Origin of the sequence: Thiohalocapsa sp. ML1 (assembly GCF_001469165.1) — a bacterium.
In the GTDB taxonomy this organism is placed as follows: Bacteria; Pseudomonadota; Gammaproteobacteria; order Chromatiales; family Chromatiaceae; genus Thiohalocapsa.
In genome coordinates this window covers 1-19,486 of sequence record NZ_JABX01000024.1, presented here as the reverse complement: position 1 = coordinate 19,486, position 19,486 = coordinate 1, and the positions used below count along the sequence as shown (strand labels likewise).

14 protein-coding genes and 1 tRNA gene are annotated in these 19,486 nt (G+C 67.6%); 13 read left to right on the top strand and 2 right to left on the bottom strand.

From position 1 onward, the window contains the following. Positions 1-183: 183 nt before the first annotated feature. Complete coding sequence (locus ML01_RS15685; RefSeq protein ID WP_058556348.1) at positions 184-1,083, bottom strand: DMT family transporter; 900 nt, start codon at positions 1,081-1,083, stop codon at positions 184-186. 151 nt (positions 1,084-1,234) lie between these two features. Between ML01_RS15685 and ML01_RS15680 the strand changes: the two genes are divergently transcribed. From ML01_RS15680 to ML01_RS15670, 3 genes are all read left to right on the top strand, one after another. Continuing rightward, complete coding sequence (locus ML01_RS15680) at positions 1,235-2,107, top strand: serine hydrolase (RefSeq protein WP_254045277.1); 873 nt, start codon at positions 1,235-1,237, stop codon at positions 2,105-2,107. Between the two features lie 61 nt (positions 2,108-2,168). Then, positions 2,169-2,930, top strand: a complete 762-nt coding sequence (locus tag ML01_RS15675; RefSeq protein WP_058556346.1) for a type III pantothenate kinase — start codon at positions 2,169-2,171, stop codon at positions 2,928-2,930. 94 nt (positions 2,931-3,024) lie between these two features. Continuing rightward, a tRNA-Thr gene (locus ML01_RS15670) sits at positions 3,025-3,100 on the top strand. Between the two features lie 979 nt (positions 3,101-4,079). Here the strand turns inward: ML01_RS15670 and ML01_RS15660 are convergent. Further along, the gene (locus tag ML01_RS15660; RefSeq protein WP_058556344.1) at positions 4,080-7,073 is read right to left on the bottom strand and encodes a DNA methyltransferase; all 2,994 of its coding nucleotides are present in this window, start codon (positions 7,071-7,073) and stop codon (positions 4,080-4,082) included. A 504-nt stretch (positions 7,074-7,577) separates the two neighbouring features. Between ML01_RS15660 and cas6 the strand changes: the two genes are divergently transcribed. From cas6 to ML01_RS15610, 10 genes are all read left to right on the top strand, one after another. Beyond that, entirely contained in the window at positions 7,578-8,642 is a 1,065-nt protein-coding gene (cas6, locus tag ML01_RS15655; protein ID WP_156427762.1) for a CRISPR system precrRNA processing endoribonuclease RAMP protein Cas6, read from the top strand. A gap of 228 nt (positions 8,643-8,870) precedes the next feature. Further along, positions 8,871-10,046: a CRISPR-associated ring nuclease Csm6 gene (gene csm6, locus ML01_RS15650; RefSeq protein WP_058556342.1), complete on the top strand. Its 1,176-nt coding sequence runs from the start codon at positions 8,871-8,873 to the stop codon at positions 10,044-10,046. 71 nt (positions 10,047-10,117) lie between these two features. Continuing rightward, positions 10,118-11,812 carry a hypothetical protein gene (locus ML01_RS15645; RefSeq protein WP_058556341.1) on the top strand — a complete coding sequence of 565 codons (1,695 nt, stop codon included), beginning with the start codon at positions 10,118-10,120 and terminating at the stop codon, positions 11,810-11,812. After that, positions 11,812-12,444 carry an RAMP superfamily CRISPR-associated protein gene (locus tag ML01_RS15640; protein WP_058556340.1) on the top strand — a complete coding sequence of 211 codons (633 nt, stop codon included), beginning with the start codon at positions 11,812-11,814 and terminating at the stop codon, positions 12,442-12,444. Before ML01_RS15645 ends, ML01_RS15640 begins: the two co-directional genes overlap by 1 nt. Further along, on the top strand, positions 12,441-14,021 hold the full coding sequence (locus ML01_RS15635; RefSeq protein WP_058556339.1) for a hypothetical protein: 1,581 nt from the start codon (positions 12,441-12,443) through the stop codon (positions 14,019-14,021). The genes ML01_RS15640 and ML01_RS15635 overlap by 4 nt, the downstream gene beginning before the upstream one ends. Continuing rightward, positions 14,018-15,511 carry an RAMP superfamily CRISPR-associated protein gene (locus tag ML01_RS15630; protein WP_058556338.1) on the top strand — a complete coding sequence of 498 codons (1,494 nt, stop codon included), beginning with the start codon at positions 14,018-14,020 and terminating at the stop codon, positions 15,509-15,511. The genes ML01_RS15635 and ML01_RS15630 overlap by 4 nt, the downstream gene beginning before the upstream one ends. After that, on the top strand, positions 15,511-16,020 hold the full coding sequence (locus tag ML01_RS15625) for a hypothetical protein (RefSeq protein WP_058556337.1): 510 nt from the start codon (positions 15,511-15,513) through the stop codon (positions 16,018-16,020). The genes ML01_RS15630 and ML01_RS15625 overlap by 1 nt, the downstream gene beginning before the upstream one ends. A gap of 31 nt (positions 16,021-16,051) precedes the next feature. Next, positions 16,052-18,157: a TIGR03986 family CRISPR-associated RAMP protein gene (locus ML01_RS15620; RefSeq protein ID WP_082674336.1), complete on the top strand. Its 2,106-nt coding sequence runs from the start codon at positions 16,052-16,054 to the stop codon at positions 18,155-18,157. Between the two features lie 164 nt (positions 18,158-18,321). Further along, positions 18,322-18,729 (top strand): nucleotidyltransferase substrate binding protein, encoded by a 408-nt coding sequence (locus tag ML01_RS15615; protein ID WP_058556335.1) that lies wholly within the window; start codon positions 18,322-18,324, stop codon positions 18,727-18,729. Continuing rightward, entirely contained in the window at positions 18,722-19,036 is a 315-nt protein-coding gene (locus ML01_RS15610) for a nucleotidyltransferase family protein (RefSeq protein WP_058556400.1), read from the top strand. The genes ML01_RS15615 and ML01_RS15610 overlap by 8 nt, the downstream gene beginning before the upstream one ends. The last annotated feature ends 450 nt before the right edge of the window (positions 19,037-19,486 follow it).

Sequence of the window (19,486 nt, the reverse complement as noted above, 5' to 3'; positions counted from 1 at the left end):
CGGTGGCAGGGCGCCGTGATGGCGCGGCACGCGCCGCCGGTGCGATGCCGGTGCCGTTTTGCGCTGGTGACACCGCTCCCGATGCCGTTGCGGTTTTCGCGCTGGTGACACCGCTCCCGCGATGTCACCCGTGTGTTGGCGCTCTGCGCCGAGGCACAACAGCGCCAACTGCCGACGAGTCGGTCATCGACCGCGTCCCTCGCCACTCAGCAAGATGCCCGCGCCGATCAGGAGAGCCCCCGCCGCATGAAACCACGCCAGCCGCTCCCCCAGCACCAGCACGCCGAGCAGCGTGCCGAACACCGGCAGCAGGTGGATGTACTGCCCGGTGCGGTTGGCGCCGAGCTCGGCGACGGCCCGGTTCCAGAGCACGTAGGCGAGCACGGACGGGAACAGCGCGACGTAGCCGATGGCACCGAGATTCGCCGCGGTGGGCGTAAAGCCCAGGCCGGCGGATAGGTTCCAGCCGAGGTCCCAGCCGTACAGCAGCGCGAGCGGCACGAGACCGAGCGCCGTCAGCGCCGTCAGAAACGCCAGCGGGTCGAGCCCCGCCGGGCGCAGCCGTAGCAGCACCGAGTACAGCGCCCAGCCCAGGGTCGCCAGCAGCACCAGGCCATCTCCGACGCCGAGCCCGAGTGCCAGCAGCCGCGCCGGGTCTCCGCCCGCGACGATGAGCCACACCCCCGCCAGCGACAGCGCGAGCCCGACCAGCGCCGCGGGCCGCGCGCGCACGCCGAGCACGACAAAGGACAGCACCAGGATGAACACCGGGCAGGCCGAGGACAACAGCACCGCATTCGTCGCTGTCGTGTCCTGCAGGCCCGCGTAGAGCAGGCTGTTGTAGCCAGTCACGCCGAGCAGCGCGAGCATCACCAGAATGCGCCAGTGCCGCAGCAGCAGCGCACGCTGGCGCCACAGCGCCGGGCCCGCCAGCGGCAGCAGAATCGCCAGTGCCAGCGCCCAGCGCCAGAACGACAGCGCCAGCGGCGGCAGCTCCGCATGCAGCGCCCGGGCGAGCACGAAGTTGCCGGCCCAGAACAGCGGCGGCAGCGCCGGCAGCAGCCAAGCGGGCAGGGCGCTCAACGCCTGGCGTCCTGTCGTTGGCGGACATCGGCGCCACGGGTGTGGCCGAATCCGCAACAAGGGTGCTCCCTCATGTCCCCAAACCCGAATCATGTGCCATAATCAAAACACTTTGCCCCGTCCAATCAGGCTGCTAGCGGGAAGAGTTGAGATGGTTTCGCAATCGAGGATACGCCGCATCGCCGCCGCGGGCGCCGCGTGCTGGATGCTGTTCGCCATGGCCGTTGCCGTGGCCGGCCAGCCCGACATCCGTTCGGGCGTCGCGCTGGTCATCGATCACAACGGCAATCGGCTCTTCAGCCGCAACGCCACGGAGGTCCGGCCCATCGCCAGCATCACAAAGCTCATGACCGCAATGGTCGTGCTCGATGCCGACGTGCCGCTGGAGGACCCGGTGACGATCACCGAGCAAGACCGCGACCGCATGCGCTGGAGCCGGTCACGACTCTACATCGACGAGGCAACGCTGTCCCGCGGCGACATGTTGCGTGTGGCCCTCATGTCGTCCGACAACCGCGCCGCGCACGCCCTTGGCCGCACCACTTTTGCCGACGGCACGCCCGCCTTCGTCGACGCCATGAACGCAAAGGCCAAGGCGCTGGGCATGCGCGACAGCCGTTTCGCCGACTCCTCCGGGCTCGACGCCGGCAACGTCTCCACCGCGGAGGACCTGGTGCGCATGATCCACGCGGCGGCGCAATATCCGCTCATCCGCGAGGTCACCTCCAGCGGCGAGTTCACCGCCCAGCCCTACCTCGAAACCAAGCGCGGCTCGCTCCAATACCGCAACACCAATCCGCTGACGCGCGACTCGCGTTGGGACGTGGAGCTGAGCAAGACCGGCTACATTCACGAGGCCGGCCGCTGTCTGGTCATGCAGACCGTCGTCGCTGGCCGTCGGCTCTACGTCGTGCTGCTGAATGCGCAGGGGCAACTGACGCCGATGGCGGACTCCAATCGGCTGGCCGACTGGCTGCGCAATGGCGGTCCGCGGCTCACGGCCGGGCTCAGCGCCACGCGCTAGCGCGGCGCGTCGGCATCCATCCCGTCCCGACCCCCACACAACGCAGCCACGCGGCGCCCCAATGCAGCTCCTCGTCGACACCGGCAACAGCAGCATCAAATGGGCGCTTCGGCGTGGTGCGGGGCAGCCGCTCACCGGCTTCGGCGCCGCGCTGCACGGTGGCGCGCTGCCGCTGGACCTGCTCGCCGTCTGGGATGAGCTTGACCGCATCGACGCCGTGCTCGCCGCCGGCGTCGGGCCGCAGTCCGTGCGCGACGCCGTCGCGCAGGTCAGCCGCGCCCGCTTCGGCATCGCGCCGCGCTGGCTGCACACCCGCGCCGAGGCCTGCGGCATGCGCATCGCCTACGCCGACCCCGCCCAGCTCGGCGTCGACCGCTTCCTCGCCCTCATCGCCGCGCACCGGCGTGCGCAGGCCGCAGCGCAGCCCATGTCGACGCTTATCGTGGACGCCGGCACCGCCGTCACCTTCGACGCGCTCCTCGCCGATGGCCGCCACCTGGGCGGGCTCATCCTCCCCGGCATCCGCATGCAGCGCGAGAGCCTGCTCGCCGGCACCCAGATCCCGCGCCACGAGCCCACCGACGCCAACCTGCCCTGGGCCGTAGACACAGGCCAAGCCATCGCCGCCGCCAGCATCCAGGCCCCCGCCGCGCTGCTGGAGCGCCTCCATCACCGCCTTGCGGCCCATGCCGGCGCAGCCCCAAAGCTCATCCTCACCGGCGGCGACGCCGAACGCCTCGCCGCCGCCTGCGACCTGCCAGCCGAGCTGGCGCCGGAGCTGGTCCCGGAGCTGGTCCTAGAGGGGCTCGCCGCCTTCGCCTGAGCCCCGCCGATCGGTGTTGCGCCATTGAGAGCGCGTCGTGCCTGGCATACAATCCGCGGTTCGTTGTCCGCCAGCCGCGGGCAACCTCCCCCTCGCTGGCGTAGCTCAGTTGGCAGAGCAGCTGATTTGTAATCAGCAGGTCGTCGGTTCGAATCCGTCCGCCAGCTCCATAGAATCAAAATCTCGCGTCTTTTCTTCCGGTTCACGGCCGCGCCTTGGCACGCTCTCGGCACACTCTGCGCCAGCTTTGGCAGCAGCGGGCAACACTTAGGTCGATTGCCTTTGTCTCTGGGTAGGCTAGTGTTCGGGTCGGCGCATTCCGCGCCGTTCACGTTTGGGGAGCGCTCGGACGCTGGAAGCGGGATCAGGAAGTTTCACAACCGACAGAGGGAGCCACTGCTTGAGCCTCTCGTCGACAATCCCCAGGCGGGTCTGCTGATCCGGACCCTGATCGCACGCAAGCGTTCGCCCCTATTCTCCGGCGATGACCGGTTGATCGGGGATTCCAAGGTCAAGTGCACCGATGGCCGCGTCAGCGTCTGGGCTGAGGCGCGCAGGAACGATCCCAAGCCTCCGGTCCCGGGGACGCGCACGGGCTGAGCCGAGAGCTACGCAGCCTCCGTTGTCGTAGTCGTAATCGTTGTCGTGGTCGTAGTCGAACGGGCGCTGCGGCAAGCGTGTTGAAGCCCCGAGGCCGTTTCAAGCCGTTGCCGGCGGTCATTCTCGCGACACCGCTCCAGCGGTGTCGCGCGTCCGCGGGCGCTCTGCGCCCAGGTGTGCTCGGGCGCGGGAACGGCGCGCGGCGCGGGGCGGCAGAGCCGCGAAGAGGCGTGCTGAGGCAGAGCCTCGGCACGAGAGCTACGCCGCCTCCCTTGTCGTTGTCGTTGTCGCTGTCGTTGTCGTAATCGTGGTCGTTGTCGAACAAGCGCTGCGCCAAGCGTGTTGAAGCCCCGAGGCCGTCTCAGGCCGTTGCCGGCGGTCATTCTCGCGACACCGCTCCAGCGGTGTCGCGCGTCCGCGGGCGCTCTGCGCCCAGGTGTGCTCGGGCGCGGGAACGGCGCGCGGCGCGGGGCGGCAGAGACGCGAAGAGGCGTGCCGAGGCAGAGCCTCGGCACGAGAGCTACACGGTCAGGAAGAGATTGGTTCTGCTCATGCGTCGGCCTTGGGGCGTCCGGTGATGATGTCGCCCTCGGCTTTGGTGGCTTCAGCCGCCGACCGCGCCAGGTTCAGGCGCAGCAGGCGGGACAGGATCTCGTCGTCGGGCAGGTCGGGGCTGTAGTCGGTCCAGCCGTAGGCGGCGGCGACGGCGGCGTCGAGGGCCTTGTGGGCGTTGTCGAGCCAGGCGGGGCGGGCGTTGTAGAGGTTGGTGAGGGTGCGCTTTTTCAGCGCCTTGGCGGCGGCCTCGTCAACGGGAAGGATCCGGTCCGGGTAGCCCGGGACAACCTCGGGAATGCGCTTGACCAGCTCCGGCGGGTTCAGCCAGCGCTCGCGCAGGTCGTTGAGCGCGCGGGCGGCCTCGGCGATGGCGGGGGCGTGCGGGTTGCTGTAGTCGGCGGGGTCGAGGTTGGGGGTCAGGCCTTCGGGGAAGGGGAATGCTCGGAATGTCGTGCTCGATGTGTATCGGGGCCGATCTTCAAGGCTCGTGCCCGTGCGCAAGGCCCATGTTTCGTGTATGCGGCAGTGCAAGATCCCGAGCGCTTCGTCAGTATCGAGCGCGATGACGATGATGTTCTTGTCTGGAATGACATTAGGCGGAAGCCAAACGAACACTCTGTGTTTCGAGACTTCCGGCGTAGCGATGAACCGCGCGACGCGCCTCAAAGCTGCGCGCAAGCCGGGTGCAACTTCGTTGAATTGCCACCAGTAGTCCCGGCGCCGCTTTCTTGCAACGTTCATTCGATGCGGAAGAACATGCTTTCTTACGTGCTCAAACGGCGCCTCAAACTTTGCAGCTTCATGAAGTGATAACGAAGCGAAATCGACAATCCAGCGGTCTTGTTCCCGTCGTGTCAGATCGAGCCCGTTCCGCCAAGGTTTGACTACGGCCGAGTTTGATCTTCCGTCTGGGTTCGGCATCAACAACCATGTTCGCGCCGTGTCCCCAGCCACATCGAACGCCCCGCCTTTAGTCGGTCCCTGAATCGCCACGCCCGAATTGCTGTCTAGCGCCTTTGCTGAATTGGCCCCGACAAAACCGGGATCGCCGCTAAACGTTAGGTCAGGGAAGATTCGGGTGACGCTGGCGTTATTCAGTCGCGCGAGCCCTCCGTTCTCTGAACCGCCAAACCCAACCAAAGACACCCGCACCGCCGCCCCCTCATTCACCCAAGGCTCATCGGACCAAGCATTGAAGATGGCGCCGGTCTCGGTGATCCGCTCCAACACCTTGCGGTTGGCACCGCCGCGAATGCTGTTGGTGGCAACCAAACCCGCGAGCTTGGCGCGGCCGGTCTCGATCTGCGCGCGGGCCTTCTCGAACCAATAGGTCACCAGGTCCGCACCGCCGGGCACGCGGCCCTTATACAGCGCCCGCAGCCGGGTCACGTAGTCGTCGCCGAGCGCGGAGAGCATGCGCTTGTCGCCCAAGAACGGCGGATTGCCGATGATCGAATCAGCCGCGGGCCACTCGGGCTCGGCGGGGTTGCCGGCTGCGTCGATGGTCAATACCGCGTCGCGGTTCTCGATGTTGCCGAGCGGTTTCAGAATCGGCTCTCGGTTCAGGTTGAAGCCGTGCGACAGCATCCATTGGATCTCGCCGATCCAGACCGTGACCCGGGCCAGCTCGGCGGCGTAGGGGTTGAGCTCAATGCCCTGCACGGCCTCGGGGCCGACGCGCGGGAAGGGGCGCGGCAGGCCGAGGGCTTCGGCCTCCAGGATGACGGCGTGCTCAAGGTCTTTCAGCGCGCGCAGGGCCAGGTACAGAAAGTTGCCGGAGCCGCAGGCGGGGTCGAGCACGCGGAAGCCCGCGAGCCGGTCCAGGAACGCCCGGTAGCGCTTCTCGGCCTGGTTGAAGCCGCGGCTCTCGGCCTTTTTGCGCTCGGTGATGGCCTCCGCGGCGGCGGCGGGGTCGAAGGCGGTCTCGGCCTGGGCGAGCTTGGCGCTCCACTTCGCGGCGGCCTTCGCGGCCTTGTCCCGGTCGGCCTGCATGGCGGCCTTGGTGGCGTGCCAGGCATCGCGCAGCGGCTCGACGACGACGGGGTTGACGATGCGCATGATGGAGCCCGGGTCGGTGTAGTGCGCGCCGAGCTGGCTGCGCTTGTCCGGGTCCAGGCCGCGCTCGAACAGGGTGCCGAAGATGCTGGGCTCAATGGCTGACCAGTCGAGCTTGGAGAGCCCGATCAGGGTGCGGATGTCGGTTTGTGTGAGCGGCAGCACGTCGTCGGTGTCGAACAGCCCGCCGTTGAACCAGTCGATGACCTCGAAGGCGCAGCGCCCGCCGTTAGCCATGGCGGCGAACAGCTCGCGCAACATATGCGGCAGCTCGGCCGGGGCGCGTTGCCCGGCCTGCATCAGCTTGCTGAACATCTGCCCCGGTAGCAGCTCGACATCCTCGGCGAACAGGCAGAACAGGAGCCGGTGCAGAAAGTGCGCGACGGCGACGGGCGCGTGCCCGCGCGCGCGCAGCGCAGTGGCGAGCTCCGCGAAGCGCCCGGCGGCCTCGACGGTGATCTGGTGCGTGGTGGTGCCGGGGCGCAGGCGCTCGGGCTCGCGGAAGGCCCAGATGAGCGGCTTGCGCTTGTTGGCGTCGAGCAGGTCGTCCAGGGTCAGGACGTGGGTCTCGGGCACCGTGCCGGTGAAGGCGGTGTGAATGACGATGCTTGCGATGTCCGAGACGATGAGGAGCGGCGGGTACTCCAGCGCCGGCGAGTAGAGCTGGAGCTGCTTGAAGGCCTTCTGCAGGTCCTTGCCCTTGCCCTTGTATTCCCAGCCGAAGCAGCCGCGCCGCCAGACATCGGCCCAGCCGTCGCCGCCGCCGGCCTTGCCGGCGCCCTTCTCGAAGCAGAACCAATCGCCGTCGGGGTCGGCCTCCGCCGGGGTCGGCTCGCCGAGCAGGCGGCACAGGTCCGTGAAGTGCTCCTGCGCCGCCGAGCGCTCCTTGAGCTGCGCGGCCTGCCACTTGGCGACGAAATCGACTGGTGTCATGGGCCTTCGATGGCGGCGGGGCGGTGTTTGGGCGGTGTTTTGGAGGGCATGCGCAGGCGTGGGGGATGCCCCGCAGCGACGCAGTGTAATGCAAGGGCTCCGTCGCTGATCGCGGTCGTAACAACGCGGTCGGGCCTTGACCATAGCGCCGACCACGGCAGCGGCCGACTGCGTAGTCAGGCCATCCTGGCCTGACGCCATTGGGGCTGGAAGCCCTGGCGACGCAGGTAGTCAGGCCATCCTGGCCTCAGGCAATCAGGGCCGGAAGCCTTGGCTATGCACGGGCTCCGCGGCGCTGGTCGGGATAACGCTCAGGGCAACGGACAACGGCCGTGAGGCCGGCAGCTTGTACGAATAGTCTGAGCGGTTTGTAGGAATTTTCCGCATCGCGACGATCAACGCTTGCAAGCCGACAAAAGGATGGTTTATTGGTGTCCAGCGTTGATTGGTCGGTCCAGCCGGCCACGGCCCACCAGGACGGCCAGACGGCCGCAATGCCAGACCATGCTTGCATCTGACGCACATTTGCCCGCCCCGGCGGCCGCCCCGGCTCCCGCCGCATCGCCCGCTGCTGCTGCCTTTCCGCCGCTGTGCCGGCTCCAGTTCCGGTTTCAGGCGGCGGAGCCGCTGTGCCTGCCCGGGTACACGGGTTCCGCGTGGCATGGCGTGCTCGGCCATGCGCTGCGCGGCGCCGTCTGCGTCACCGGGCAGCCCACCTGTGCCGGCTGCCTGCTGACCGCCACCTGCGCCTACGCCGTGCTGTTCGAGTCGCCGCCGGCCGACCCGGCGCTGGCCGCGCGCTACAGCGCCCTGCCGCATCCCTACGTGCTGGAGCCGGCGGCGCCGGGCGAGCCGCAGGAGCTGCACGCGGGCGGCGACTTCGGCCTCGGCATCACGCTCATCGGCGCCGCCACGCGCTTCGTGCCGCACTTGGTGTACGCGCTGCGGGGCGCCGGTGCGCGCGGTTTCGGCCGCGGGCGGGCGCGCTTTGCGCTCGCGGAGGTGCTGCAAGAGCAGACCCTCGGCGCCGCGGACTGGAGCCGCATCTACGCGGGCGATGCGCTCCTGCCCATCACCACCCACACGCCGGCGCTGCCACCCGTGCCCGCGCGCCCGCGCTTGGTGCTGGAGACGCCGCTGCGGCTCAAGGCCCGCGGCCGTTATCTGGATGCCGCCGCCGTCACCGGCGCTGACCTGCTGCGCGCCCTCGGCCAGCGCGCGTCGCTGTTGCAGCGCCTCTATGCCCCACCGGCGGATCCGGCCGACACGCGCTGGACCGACGCCCGCGCCGCGCTGACCGGCGTGCAAATCAGCGCCCCCGACCTGCGCTGGTACGACTGGACCCGCTTCTCGAACCGCCAGGACACCGATATGCAGCTCGGCGGCCTGCTCGGCGAGCTGACCCTCGCCGGACCCGCGCTGCCCGCGGTGTGGCCGCTGTTGTGGTTCGGCCAATTCGTGCATGCCGGCAAGAACACGGCATTTGGGCTCGGCCGCTACCGCGTGCTCGAGACCGCCGCCGACGCACGCCCCGCTCAGCAATCTCCCTCTGGGAGAAGGCCGGGGTGAGGGCAACGGCCATGCTCGTCAGCGCCGCTCGGACAAAAACGGAAACCTTGCAGTTTCAGACAGCGCAGAGGCGCGAAGGCAGACTGCACCGCGAATCGGCACCGGCCCACGGATGACCCCAACGGACGGGGACGGCCATGGAGCAGGAAGGCACGGACGCCCCGATTCAACCCCCATCGGCGCAGCGCCGACCCAGCGCGACCACAGCCCCTCGACAAGGACAAGGACATGACGCCCCAGCACCAAGCCCCGCACGACTACCCACGCCGCGTGCTCCTCGCCGTCGCCGGCCTGTCCCCGCAGATCGTCACCGAGACCCTGTACGCGCTCGCGGTGCGCGGCGAGCCCCGCTTTATGCCGACCGAGGTGCATCTGATCACCACGACCAAGGGGGCGGAACGCGCCGAGCTGAGCCTGCTGTCGCGCGGCTGGTTTCAGCGCCTGCTCGACGACTACGGGCTGCCCCCCATCGCCTTTGAGCTTGGGCACATCGAGATCGTCCACGATGGCGACGGCAACCCACTGGTCGACATCCGCACCGCCGCCGACAACGAGTGCGTCGCGGACCATCTCACCGACCGCATCCGGCGCATCACCTCTGAGCGCGACTCCGCCCTGCACGTCAGCATGGCCGGCGGGCGCAAGACCATGGGCTATTTCGCCGGCTACGCGCTCAGCCTGTTCGGCCGCTCGCAAGACCGCCTTAGCCACGTGCTGGTGTCGGAGCCGTTCGAGTCGAGCTGGGACTTCTTCTACCCGACCCAGTACTCGCGCGTCATCACGCTCAAGGACAACGAGCTCGCCGACACGCGCCACGCTCAAGTCACCCTGGCGGACATCCCGTTCGTGCGCCTGCGCGAAGGCCTGCCGCAGCCGCTCTTGCAGGGCCGCGTCGGCTTCACCCAAGCCATCGCCGTCGCCCAGCGCGCCCAGCAGCCGCCGGAGCTGATCATCGACCTGCGCGGCCGCCGCATCCAGGCCGGCGGCCAAGTCGTCGAGATGAGCCCGGCCAACCTCGCCTTCTATGCCGTCTTCGCCCGCCGCCTCGGCAACCGGCTCGCCGCCGCGCGCCACGACACCGAGGGCTTCACCGCGCAGTACATCGACGAGCTGCGCCGCATCAGCGGGCCGGACTCCGGCACCGTCGTCCGCGCCGAAGAGCGCACCTACGCCAACGGCATGGACGAGGATCAATTCCAGGTGCTCAAGACCCGTGTCAACGGCGCCCTACGCACCCAGCTCGGTCCGCAGCTCGCCGCCGCCTACCTCATCGACGACGACGGCGGGGAACGGCCGCACACTCGCTACCGGCTGAACTTGCCGGCGGAGGCGCTCGCATTCGGCTCCATTGCGACCGCTGACCGACCGTTCTTCAGCGAAGACAGCGCGCGGCGCATGACTTGATCCTCCGCAGCTTGACATCGCAACTCCCGGTGCCGCTTCAAAAACAGACCGCATCGTATGGAACACAGTCAATGAAGCACTTCTGCTATTTGTTTGAAGCCAAATCCATCCAGAGCTACCTGCTGGCGACCAATCGCCTCAAGGAGATCGTCGGCGGCAGTGAGCTGATTGAGTCACTGACCGGCGACGATGGACTCTTTGATGCAGCGCTCGCGGCCGTTGGCGGCGACTTCGAGTGCTCGCGCAAGGGCGGCGGCGCTGCCTTCGTGTTCACGACGGACGAAGCTGCGCGCGACCGGCTTGCAGCGTTGTGGCCGCTGCTGGTGGCCAAGTACGCGCCGGAGCTGGAGTTTGTGCAGGCACGGGGCGAGGGTGATTCGCCGAAGGCCGCCTACGACGCGGCGACGGGGAAGGCTCGCCATGACTGCGACCCCGAAACGGTGGATCTTCGGGCCGATCGCAACCGGCTTATGGCGCGGCTGCCGCAGGGTGGCCCGTTGGCGGTGCGCAACCGGCGCAGCGGCGATGTTGCCGTGACGTACAGCCCGAGCAAGAAGGACGCAGCGCCGGAGCCGGTCGACGCGGTCACCGAACGCAAGCTTCTGCAGGATTTCCGGGATGGCAAGGCGCTGCCGAATCGGTTTGCGGAAGGCTCCGGCAAGGACGAATGGCCCGTCAACCTGGACGCGAAGGATGCAGACGACGGACGCCCGCGGGTATTTCCTTTCTTGGGGGAAGATCGAACCCTTGCTCTGGTGCATGCCGACGGCAACGGTCTTGGCCAACTGCTCATGGACCTTGGCAAGGTCGCGGACCGTCAGCCGCAGCGCTTCATCGCGATCTTCAAGGGGTTCTCGGCAGCAGTCTCGCGCGCGACCGAGCAGGCGGCGCGACGGGCAACCGCCGCAGTATTGAAGCCGGACTCAAGTGGCGGCCTGTATCCGGCGCGGCCCGTCGTGCTCGGCGGCGATGACCTGACCATGCTCGTGCGCGCCGACTTGGCGCTGCCCTTTGCGGAGCATTTCGTCGCCGCGTTCGCGGAGGAGACGGCAGAGGCATTCGAGCTGCTGCGGCAGCAGCAAGATCTGGATTTGCCACCACGGCTCACTGCCTGCGCCGGCATTGCCTACGCGCGGGCGAGCCAGCCGTTCCACATGCTCCATCACCTCGCGGAACAGCTTTGCAAGCACGCGAAGAAGAAGGCCAAGGCCACGTTGCCGCCGCGGGAAGATTGGAAAGACAAGCCCCCGAGCCAACGGCCCATCGTACCGAGCACACTCGCGTTCCACCGCGTGACGGCCTCGCTCGTGGATAGCTGGGATATCGTATTGAAGGACCATCTGACGCTCGGCGGCCTGCGTCAGACGCTTGAATGCTATGCCGTCGATATCGCAGCGCCGTTGCCTTCTCTGCACCAATTGGTGGAGCTCCAGCGGTTGCTCGCAAACCCGGCGATGTCCCGCGGCGCGACCCGGGAGCTTCTTGGCATGATCGGCAATGATCCGCTCCAGGCGCCGAGTCGCTACAAGCGTTGGCGGGAATTGATGCGTGAGGGGCGCCAGCACCCTGAACATCCGGTCCTGTTCAAGCGCTTCCAGGATCTGCTCCGCAACCTTACGGGGTCAGAACCGCAGGAGGATCTGCCTTATGGTGCGGCGAATGAGGATGGCCTCCGGTGCTCGCCGCTCGGCGACGTGGAAACCCTGCGGTCCGTGCGCAACTGTTCCGATTCGACGATGTCCGCCGAGCGACAGGAGTCCGAGTAATGTCCTACCGTCTACGCATCGACATCCACGACTATTGGCACCCCGGCACCGGCCGCGGCAAAGGCAGCCAATTGGACGCCCTGACCCATCGCGGCGCGGATGGCCTGCCGCGGCTGCCTGGGCGGACCGTTCGCGGCCTGCTCAGAGACGCGGTGCACCGTTGGGAGCGCTTCGGCGGTTACCCGGAGGTGGGCGAGCCCTGTGTCTGCGATCAACTATTCGGCCCTTACGGCCAGCCGGACGAGAACGCCGAGGACGCGGCAAACAGCGGCCGTACCTGGCCCGGCCTGCTGCGCTTCTCGGATGCGCGGCTGCCGGCGACGGATTCCGCTGCGATCCTGGGGGCAGACCATCGCGACGCCCTCATCGCCGGACTGTATCGCAGCCACTTCTCCACCCGAATCGAGCACACCACCGGCACCGCCGATGAGAACACGCTCCGCGGCATCGAGTTGGTGGTGCCGCTGACCCTGTACGCGGACATCGATCTCGTCGGCACCGCGCGCTACCGGACCTTAGAGTCGCGTTGGCCCGACCTGCTGCAGGCCGCGCTGCCGCTGGTGCGCGCCGTCGGGGCGCACCGCTCCCGCGGTCTCGGCCGCGCAACGCTGACGCTGGAGGAAACGGCATGAAGGGTTTCGAGCTGTTGTTGACACTGCGCGAGGACTGCGTTTTCAGCGAGCGCAGCGCCACCGAAGGCGGGCATCGCGGGCTCGACTATGTGCCGGGCGCGGCCCTGCTGGGCGCCTTCGCGGCGCGGCTGTATCCCGACAAGTCGCTGTCGCTGCAAGACAAGTTCTTGCTGTTCCACTCCGGGCGGGTGCGCTTCGGAAACGGCCTGCCGCTCAGCACTGGGGGCGAGCGCGGTTGGCCGATGCCCTTCTGCTGGCACAGGGACAAGGGCGCAGATTGGCAGACCGATGCGGGGCGGCTGTGGGTCGACAATGTCTACCACCAGCCGGCGCGTGACTCGGCTGAGCAAGACACCCAATCGGAACAGTTGCGGGCGGGCTTCGTCACGGAGACCGGTTGCGTGCTGTCTCCGGGGCGTGCGCTGCGGCTGAAGACCGCGATCAATCCCGACACGGGCCGCGCGCGGGAGGCCGCGCTGTTCGGCTACGACGCGTTGAGCGAGGGGCAGCGGTTCGTCGCGCGCGTCGATATCGACGACGACGTCGACGACAACCTGGTCGCGGCGCTGCGTGATGCGCTGCCGCGGACAACGCCGCTCGGGCGTTCCCGCAGCGCGGAGTACGGGCTGGTCGACGTGGAAACGCGCGACCTTCCCGCCGATGCGGCCCGGCGGACACTGCACGCAGCGCCCTGGGGCGATCAAGCTCAGGTCGACGGCGCAGAGCGCATCGCGCTCTGGTTGTTGTCGGACTTGGCCGCGTCCGACCCGCATGGCCAGCCAACCTTGTGCCCGGCACCGCAGTGGCTCGGGCTGCCGGACGGGCGCCTCGACTTCTCGCACAGCTTCCTCCGCGCGCGTCGCTACTCTCCTTGGAACGCCCATCGCGGCGGGCCGGACTTGGAGCGACAGGTGCTCTGTCAGGGCAGCTTGCTGGTGTTCGACCTGAGCACGCCGCTGGCACCCGCGCATCGCGAGCGGCTCGCCGCCGGGCTCGGTCTGCATCGGGAAACGGGGCTTGGGCGGGTCTGGCTGAATCCGGCACTGCTCGGCCACCCCGGGAGCGCGCAAGACCTGACGCCTCGGCTCGCGACGGAACCGGCGACGGATGCCTTGGCCCCCGTCGCGGAGCCCGCCGCGCCGGAGCACCCGACCAAGTCCGACCTCGCCGAGTGGCTGGACCGCGGCATCGAGCGCGGGAACACGCGGGATGCTGCGGCAACGCAGGCACGCCGGATCGCGCAGGAGTATCCGGCGCTGCTGCACTCCGCTCGGCGCTTGCGGGGCCTGCCGGAAGGTGCCGAGGTCGGGCCGTCGCACAGCCAGTGGGGCGCCGTGCTTGCGCTTGCCAAGCGACCGCCGGCGGAGTTCGGTATGGCGCTGTTCAACGAGCAGACTGGACCCTGCAAGCCGACTGCGCCGGGCTGGAAGGAAGAGCACTGGGACGAGGGGTACAGTCGAGTGCGCTCATTTTCCTGCTGGATGCTTCGCGTGCTTGGCCCGAGTCCTGCACCCGAGCTCGTCCAGCGACTGGCCCGCGAGGTCATGCACACCATCAAACAGGAGGTCCGCCGATGACCCCGGCGCTGAGTCAGTTTTACTTGGCGCGCGTGACGCTGGAAACGGTCACGCCGCTGTCCATTGCGGCGGGCGGTGCCGATGGCGTGTTCGATGTGCGCCTTGTGCGCGATGCCAATGGCCTTCCGGCCTTGCCGGGTTCGAGCATCGCCGGCGTCTTGCGGCACTTGTACTGCACGCTGCACGGCGATGACGAAGGCGCAACGGACAAGCTTTTCGGCTTCCAGCGCGCCGACGAGGGCGAGGCTTCACGGCTGCACGTGTCCTGGGGTGCAATACAGGACTCCACCGGCCAGCCCGTCGAGGGCCTGCTGCTGGGCAAGGATGGTGAGCAGCGTCTCGCGGACCCGGTGCTCAAGGCCTTGATGGAGGGGGTTGCTCGCGAGACCCGCGACCGCGTCCGCATCGGTCACCGCGGCGCGGCGGCGGATACCGGCAAGTTCGACCGCGTGGTGCTGCCGGCGGGTCATCGCTTCAGCGCCGAGCTCTCGCTTTGGAGCGACCAGGCCGATGATCCGGATTGGCGGGAGGTGCTCGGGCTCCTGGTGCATCCCCTGTTTCGGCTCGGCGGCGGCACCCGCGCCGGTCTCGGACGGATCAAAGTGGTGCAGGTCCACCACGGTGCTTGGAGCTTGGGCGAGAAACTAGGCCGCAAGCAGTATGCCGATCTGCCCCGTGGGTTGGGAGATCTCACCGGTCTTGAGCCTTTCGCGCCGCCGGCTCCCGAGCTGGCACACCTCGTTTGCGCGAAGCTCGTGCTTGAGCCGCGCGGTTTCTGGCGCATCGGCGAAGGGGAGGGCAGCCAAGACCACAAAATGGATGACCAGGGGAAGCCGGCCGACCTATTGCCCAAGCTCGAATCGCGCTGGGATTGGGAGGCTCGCAAGCCGAAGGCGGCCGAGCTGCTGATTCCGGGCAGCAGCCTGAAGGGGCTGCTGGCACATCGGGTGGCTTTTCATGCCAACCGGCGGGCAGGCCACTGGGCGCACAAGGTACTTGACGAGCATCCGGACTACGACAAGTCCCTCCACTGCGACGAGGTAAAGACCCTGTTCGGCTTTGCCCGTGATGATCGCGAAGCCGCGGACGCGCAACGCGTGAGCAGCCGCGAAGAACGAGGCCGCGCTGGTCGCGTATTCATCGACGATGGCTACCTCAACCTGCGCTCGGACGAACTGAAGCTGATGATGCACAACGCCATCGACCGCTTCACTGGGGGCGTGCGCGAGCACATGCTGTTCAGCGAGGAGCTGGTCTGGAAGGGCGCCGTGGAGCTGGATCTGATGATCGACACTCGCGGCGTATCGAGTGCCGCGCGTTTGGCTTTGCGGGACGCGTTGGCCGATCTTTGCGAGGGGCGCGTCGCCATCGGCGGCGGCGCCGGCAAAGGGCACGGCTTCTGCGACGGCTCCCTGACCTGGAGTGACGGCGGCGCCTGGATCGAAGCGAGCGACACAGACCATGGCAAGCAGCAACAGGAGGCCGCGTGATGGCGAGTCATATCGAGCCGGAGGCACTGCTGGAGCTGTACCGGAAGGTAGCGGCATCACAGCAGGCGAAACTGCCGCCGATGGAGCCGCGGACCTACGATCTGGCCATCCCGGAGGCCCCGCCGCTCAACTCCGCGGAGGCCGCACGGGCAAGGCTCGTGGCGTTCAAGCCGTCGCAGGGATGGGTGGGGTTCCAGTCCGCCAACCGGGTCATCGATGAACGCGGCGTGCCGGACATGGACGATCAAACCGGCTGGCTGCTTGCGGCCGAGGCCTGCAATACGGATGGGGCGTCGATGCATATCCGCTACGACGGCGCCGGCGGCTGGCAAGTCACCGAGTATCGGCAGAGTGTCGGCGGGCCGTACCTGAGCGACATCGTCACCCAGGTCGCGCACAAGGTGTCGCTCGGCGCCTACCTACGCTATCGGCGTTTTTGGCGCATCGACCCGATGCACGGCGCACAGATACACGCTGCCTGCTTCATCGGCTTCGGCGACGACCGCTGAGTCAAACGGACACAACAAGGGAGCCTTCTTCATGCCTCCGCAAACCCCGGCCGTGCAGGCCATCGATTCGCCCTACAACTTCGTTCCGCTGGCAACGAAGGTGGTACAGCCGAGATGGGCTGGGCTGGTGTCGCACGACCTGCCGTTCGAGCAGGGTGTCAGCGGCAGCATCCGCTACACCCTGTGCGCAGAGTCGCCGCTGCTGGTGGGCGGAGTTCAGACCAAGAATACGGATGAGTCCACGACCGTCGCATTCTTCCGCACACCCGCGGGCGAGGTCGCCATTCCCGGCTCCAGCCTCAAAGGCATGATTCGCGCCGTGCTGGAGATCGCCAGCTTCTCGCGCATGGCACAGGTAGACGACAAGCGCTATGGTCTGCGGGACATCTCCGGGCGCTTCGTCGCGGACTCCTACGCCGGGCGCGTCCGCAACCGTGTGCAATATGGGTTGATGCAGCTCGCGGGCGGCGAGCCCGTGATTACGCCCTGCGACATGGCGCGGTTCAACCATCGGGACGTCGAGACGTGGTGGAGTGCCAAGAAGCCGGTATTCCACGCGCGCACCACGGTGCGCGACAAGTATCAGGTTTGGTCGCGCCTTTGCGAGAAGCGAGGCATTGACCCGTTCAGCGTGCCGTTCCAGTGGCACGGCGATAGCGTGTCCGGCCTCGGCATCGGTGCCAGCTCGGGCTTTCCCGTGCTCACCGGCCAGATCAACGACAGCACGATGGAGCGGCCGGACCGCCGCGGCAAGGTCACCCGCGGCAAGCACCACGACTTCATCTTCCACTCGCCGCGCGCGGACGACGCCTTCGAGGTGCACCACGCCGATCCGAACGCATGGCGCGACTTCCTGTTCATCCACGGCGACGAGGACGGCAAACCAGACATGTCCTGGCCCGGCTTCTGGAAGGAGCGCTATTGGCGTCAGCAGCCGGTGCCGGTCTTCTACATTCACGACAGCGACCGCTTGCAGATCGGCCTTGCGTTTATGCCGAAGCTCGCCGGGGATTTCTCGATCCACGACATGATCGGCCACAGCGAGAAACAGCACTTGGATGAGAGCTGCGCCGACTTCGCGACCCTGATGTTCGGCCGTGTCGGCAAGACCGCGCAGGACGGTCTACGCGGGCGCGTGCAGTTCGAGCTCGCAACGCCGGTGGGCGAAGTGACAGAAGACCCGCAGCCCGCGGCGATCCTGAGCAGCCCGAAGCCGACCTATTTCCCGAACTACATCGTGCAGGACGCGAAAGGCCCGGGATGGAAGTTGGCGGGGGACAATCCGCAGTACGCAACCTACCTGAGGACCCAGGACTCTACGGAACCGAAGATCAGGGGCTGGAAGCGCTACCCGACGAGGCCGGCGCCTGAAATCGAAGTGCAGCAGCCCAACGGTCCCGACCAACAGCGTAATACGAAGATCCAACTGCATCTGCGGCCGGTGGCCCGCGGCAGTCTATTCAGTGGTCGTGTACATTTCCAGAACTTGCAACCGGAAGAGCTTGGTGCGCTCCTATGGTCGTTGCGGCTCGGCGGCGGCGGCGCGCTGCACAGCCTAGGCATGGGTAAGCCCTTCGGCTTCGGGCAAGTACGGCTCGACTTCGGCGATGCCGATGTAGAGGTCATGCCGAACAACCCCAAGGCCGAGCCGATGATGCTGACGGAGTATGAGGCGAGGTTCCGTGCCTACATGGACGAAGCGCTTGACGCTGACTGGGTGGAGACCACCCAGATCCGTAATCTGACGTTGATGGCCAACCCGGAACATAGGGATCGTTTCCCGGGCAAGCTGAAGCATATGATGCTGGAGAAGGGAGGCCCGAACGAGTTCACGGACGCAAAGCAGGCCGCGCTGACACTCGCGCCCTACTCGGTCGGCTCCGGCGGCGGCCGAACCAAGAAGCCGACCAAAGCCGAGTGGCTGGCGGCTGCGCTGAAGTTCGAAGCCGGCTCCAAGACGCTCAATGCCTATCACGACGGCCAAACCGCGTTCGTGTCCGGGGCGGACGCCCAGCCGATCCTGGATCAATTGAGCAAGTCTAAGCTGAAGAAGCTCAAACAGGGCGACCTCAAAGCGAAGGTCACCGTCGAGCACATCGGCGGCAAGAATTGGAGAATCCTCGCACTCGAATCGTGATAAGGGGCACGCCGCACCATGCATTCACTGGTCGAAGCCAACCGCCAAGCGATTCTTGCCGCGCCTCGGCGCCGCGGTATCCGCGATGTTTCCGCGATGTTCGGGTGTTCGGCTCCAAGGCACGCGGTGAATGCAGAGGCTTACAGCAATAGAGAACCCGGCCCATGCTCGATCTCACCCCCCTCGCCAAAGCCCTCGCCGTCCTCGACCGCGGCCTGGCCCGCTGGTCGACGGCGCCGACAGACGAGGAGCTGCGCGATGCCTGCATCCAGCGCTTCGAGTTTACGTTCGAGCTGGCGTGGAAGATGCTCAAGCGCCGCTTGCAGTTGGATCTGCCCGACGCTCAGGCGCTGGATGCCTTGAGCTGGCGGCAATTGATCCGGGCCGGGGCGGAGCAGGGGTTGGTGGACGATGTGGATGCCTGGATGCTGTATCGGGAGAAGCGCAATATGACTTCGCATACCTACGATGCGGCGAAGGCCGCGGAGGTGGCCGCGGTCATCCCGCAGTTCGCGGTGCATGCCCATGCGCTGCATGCGCGCCTCGCCGCCCGCGGTGCCGCCGATGCTTGACCTGACACCCGCGCAGCTCGCCACGGTGCGGGCGGTGTTGGCGCGGCGGGTGCCGGAGCGGGAGGTCCGCGCCTTCGGCTCGCGGTTGACGGGTCGGGCTTGGCGCTATTCGGACCTGGATTTGGTTGTAATGGGCGCAGCACCGCTGCCGGAGCTGACCCTTGCGCATCTGCGGGCGGATTTCGAGGACAGCGATCTGCCGTTTCGAGTGGATGTGATGGAGCAGCGGGATTTGCCGGCGGCTTGGCCCAAGGCGGACGGCCAAGACAGCGCGCTGGTGCAGGCCGCGGGCAGGTCGGCGGGGTGAGCCTCCGACTGGTGCCGAGGCTCTGCCTCGGCACCGGGATTGGCGGCTCTGCCGCCGGTGCACGGCAGTGTTGACTGGAGTGTTGACTGGAGTGTTGACCTCCTGGTCAACACGGACATAGCGGGATGCACTGGTATCGCGGCTGCGGAGCCGACCTGGAGGTCGGCTCTCCGGCCCGGCTCCGGCCCGGCTCCGGCCCGGCTCCGGCCCGGCTCTGGACTGGCAAGTCCTTCGCTGCCGCGCTTTGACTGGTGCCGAGGCTCTGCCTCGGCACCGGGATTGGCGGCTCTGCCGCCGGTGCACGGCAGTGTTGACTGGAGTGTTGACCTCCTGGTCAACACGGACATAGCGGGATGCACTGGTATCGCGGCTGCGGAGCCGACCTGGAGGTCGGCTCTCCGGCCCCGGCTGCGGAGCCGACCTGGAGGTCGGCTCTCCGGCCCCGGCTGT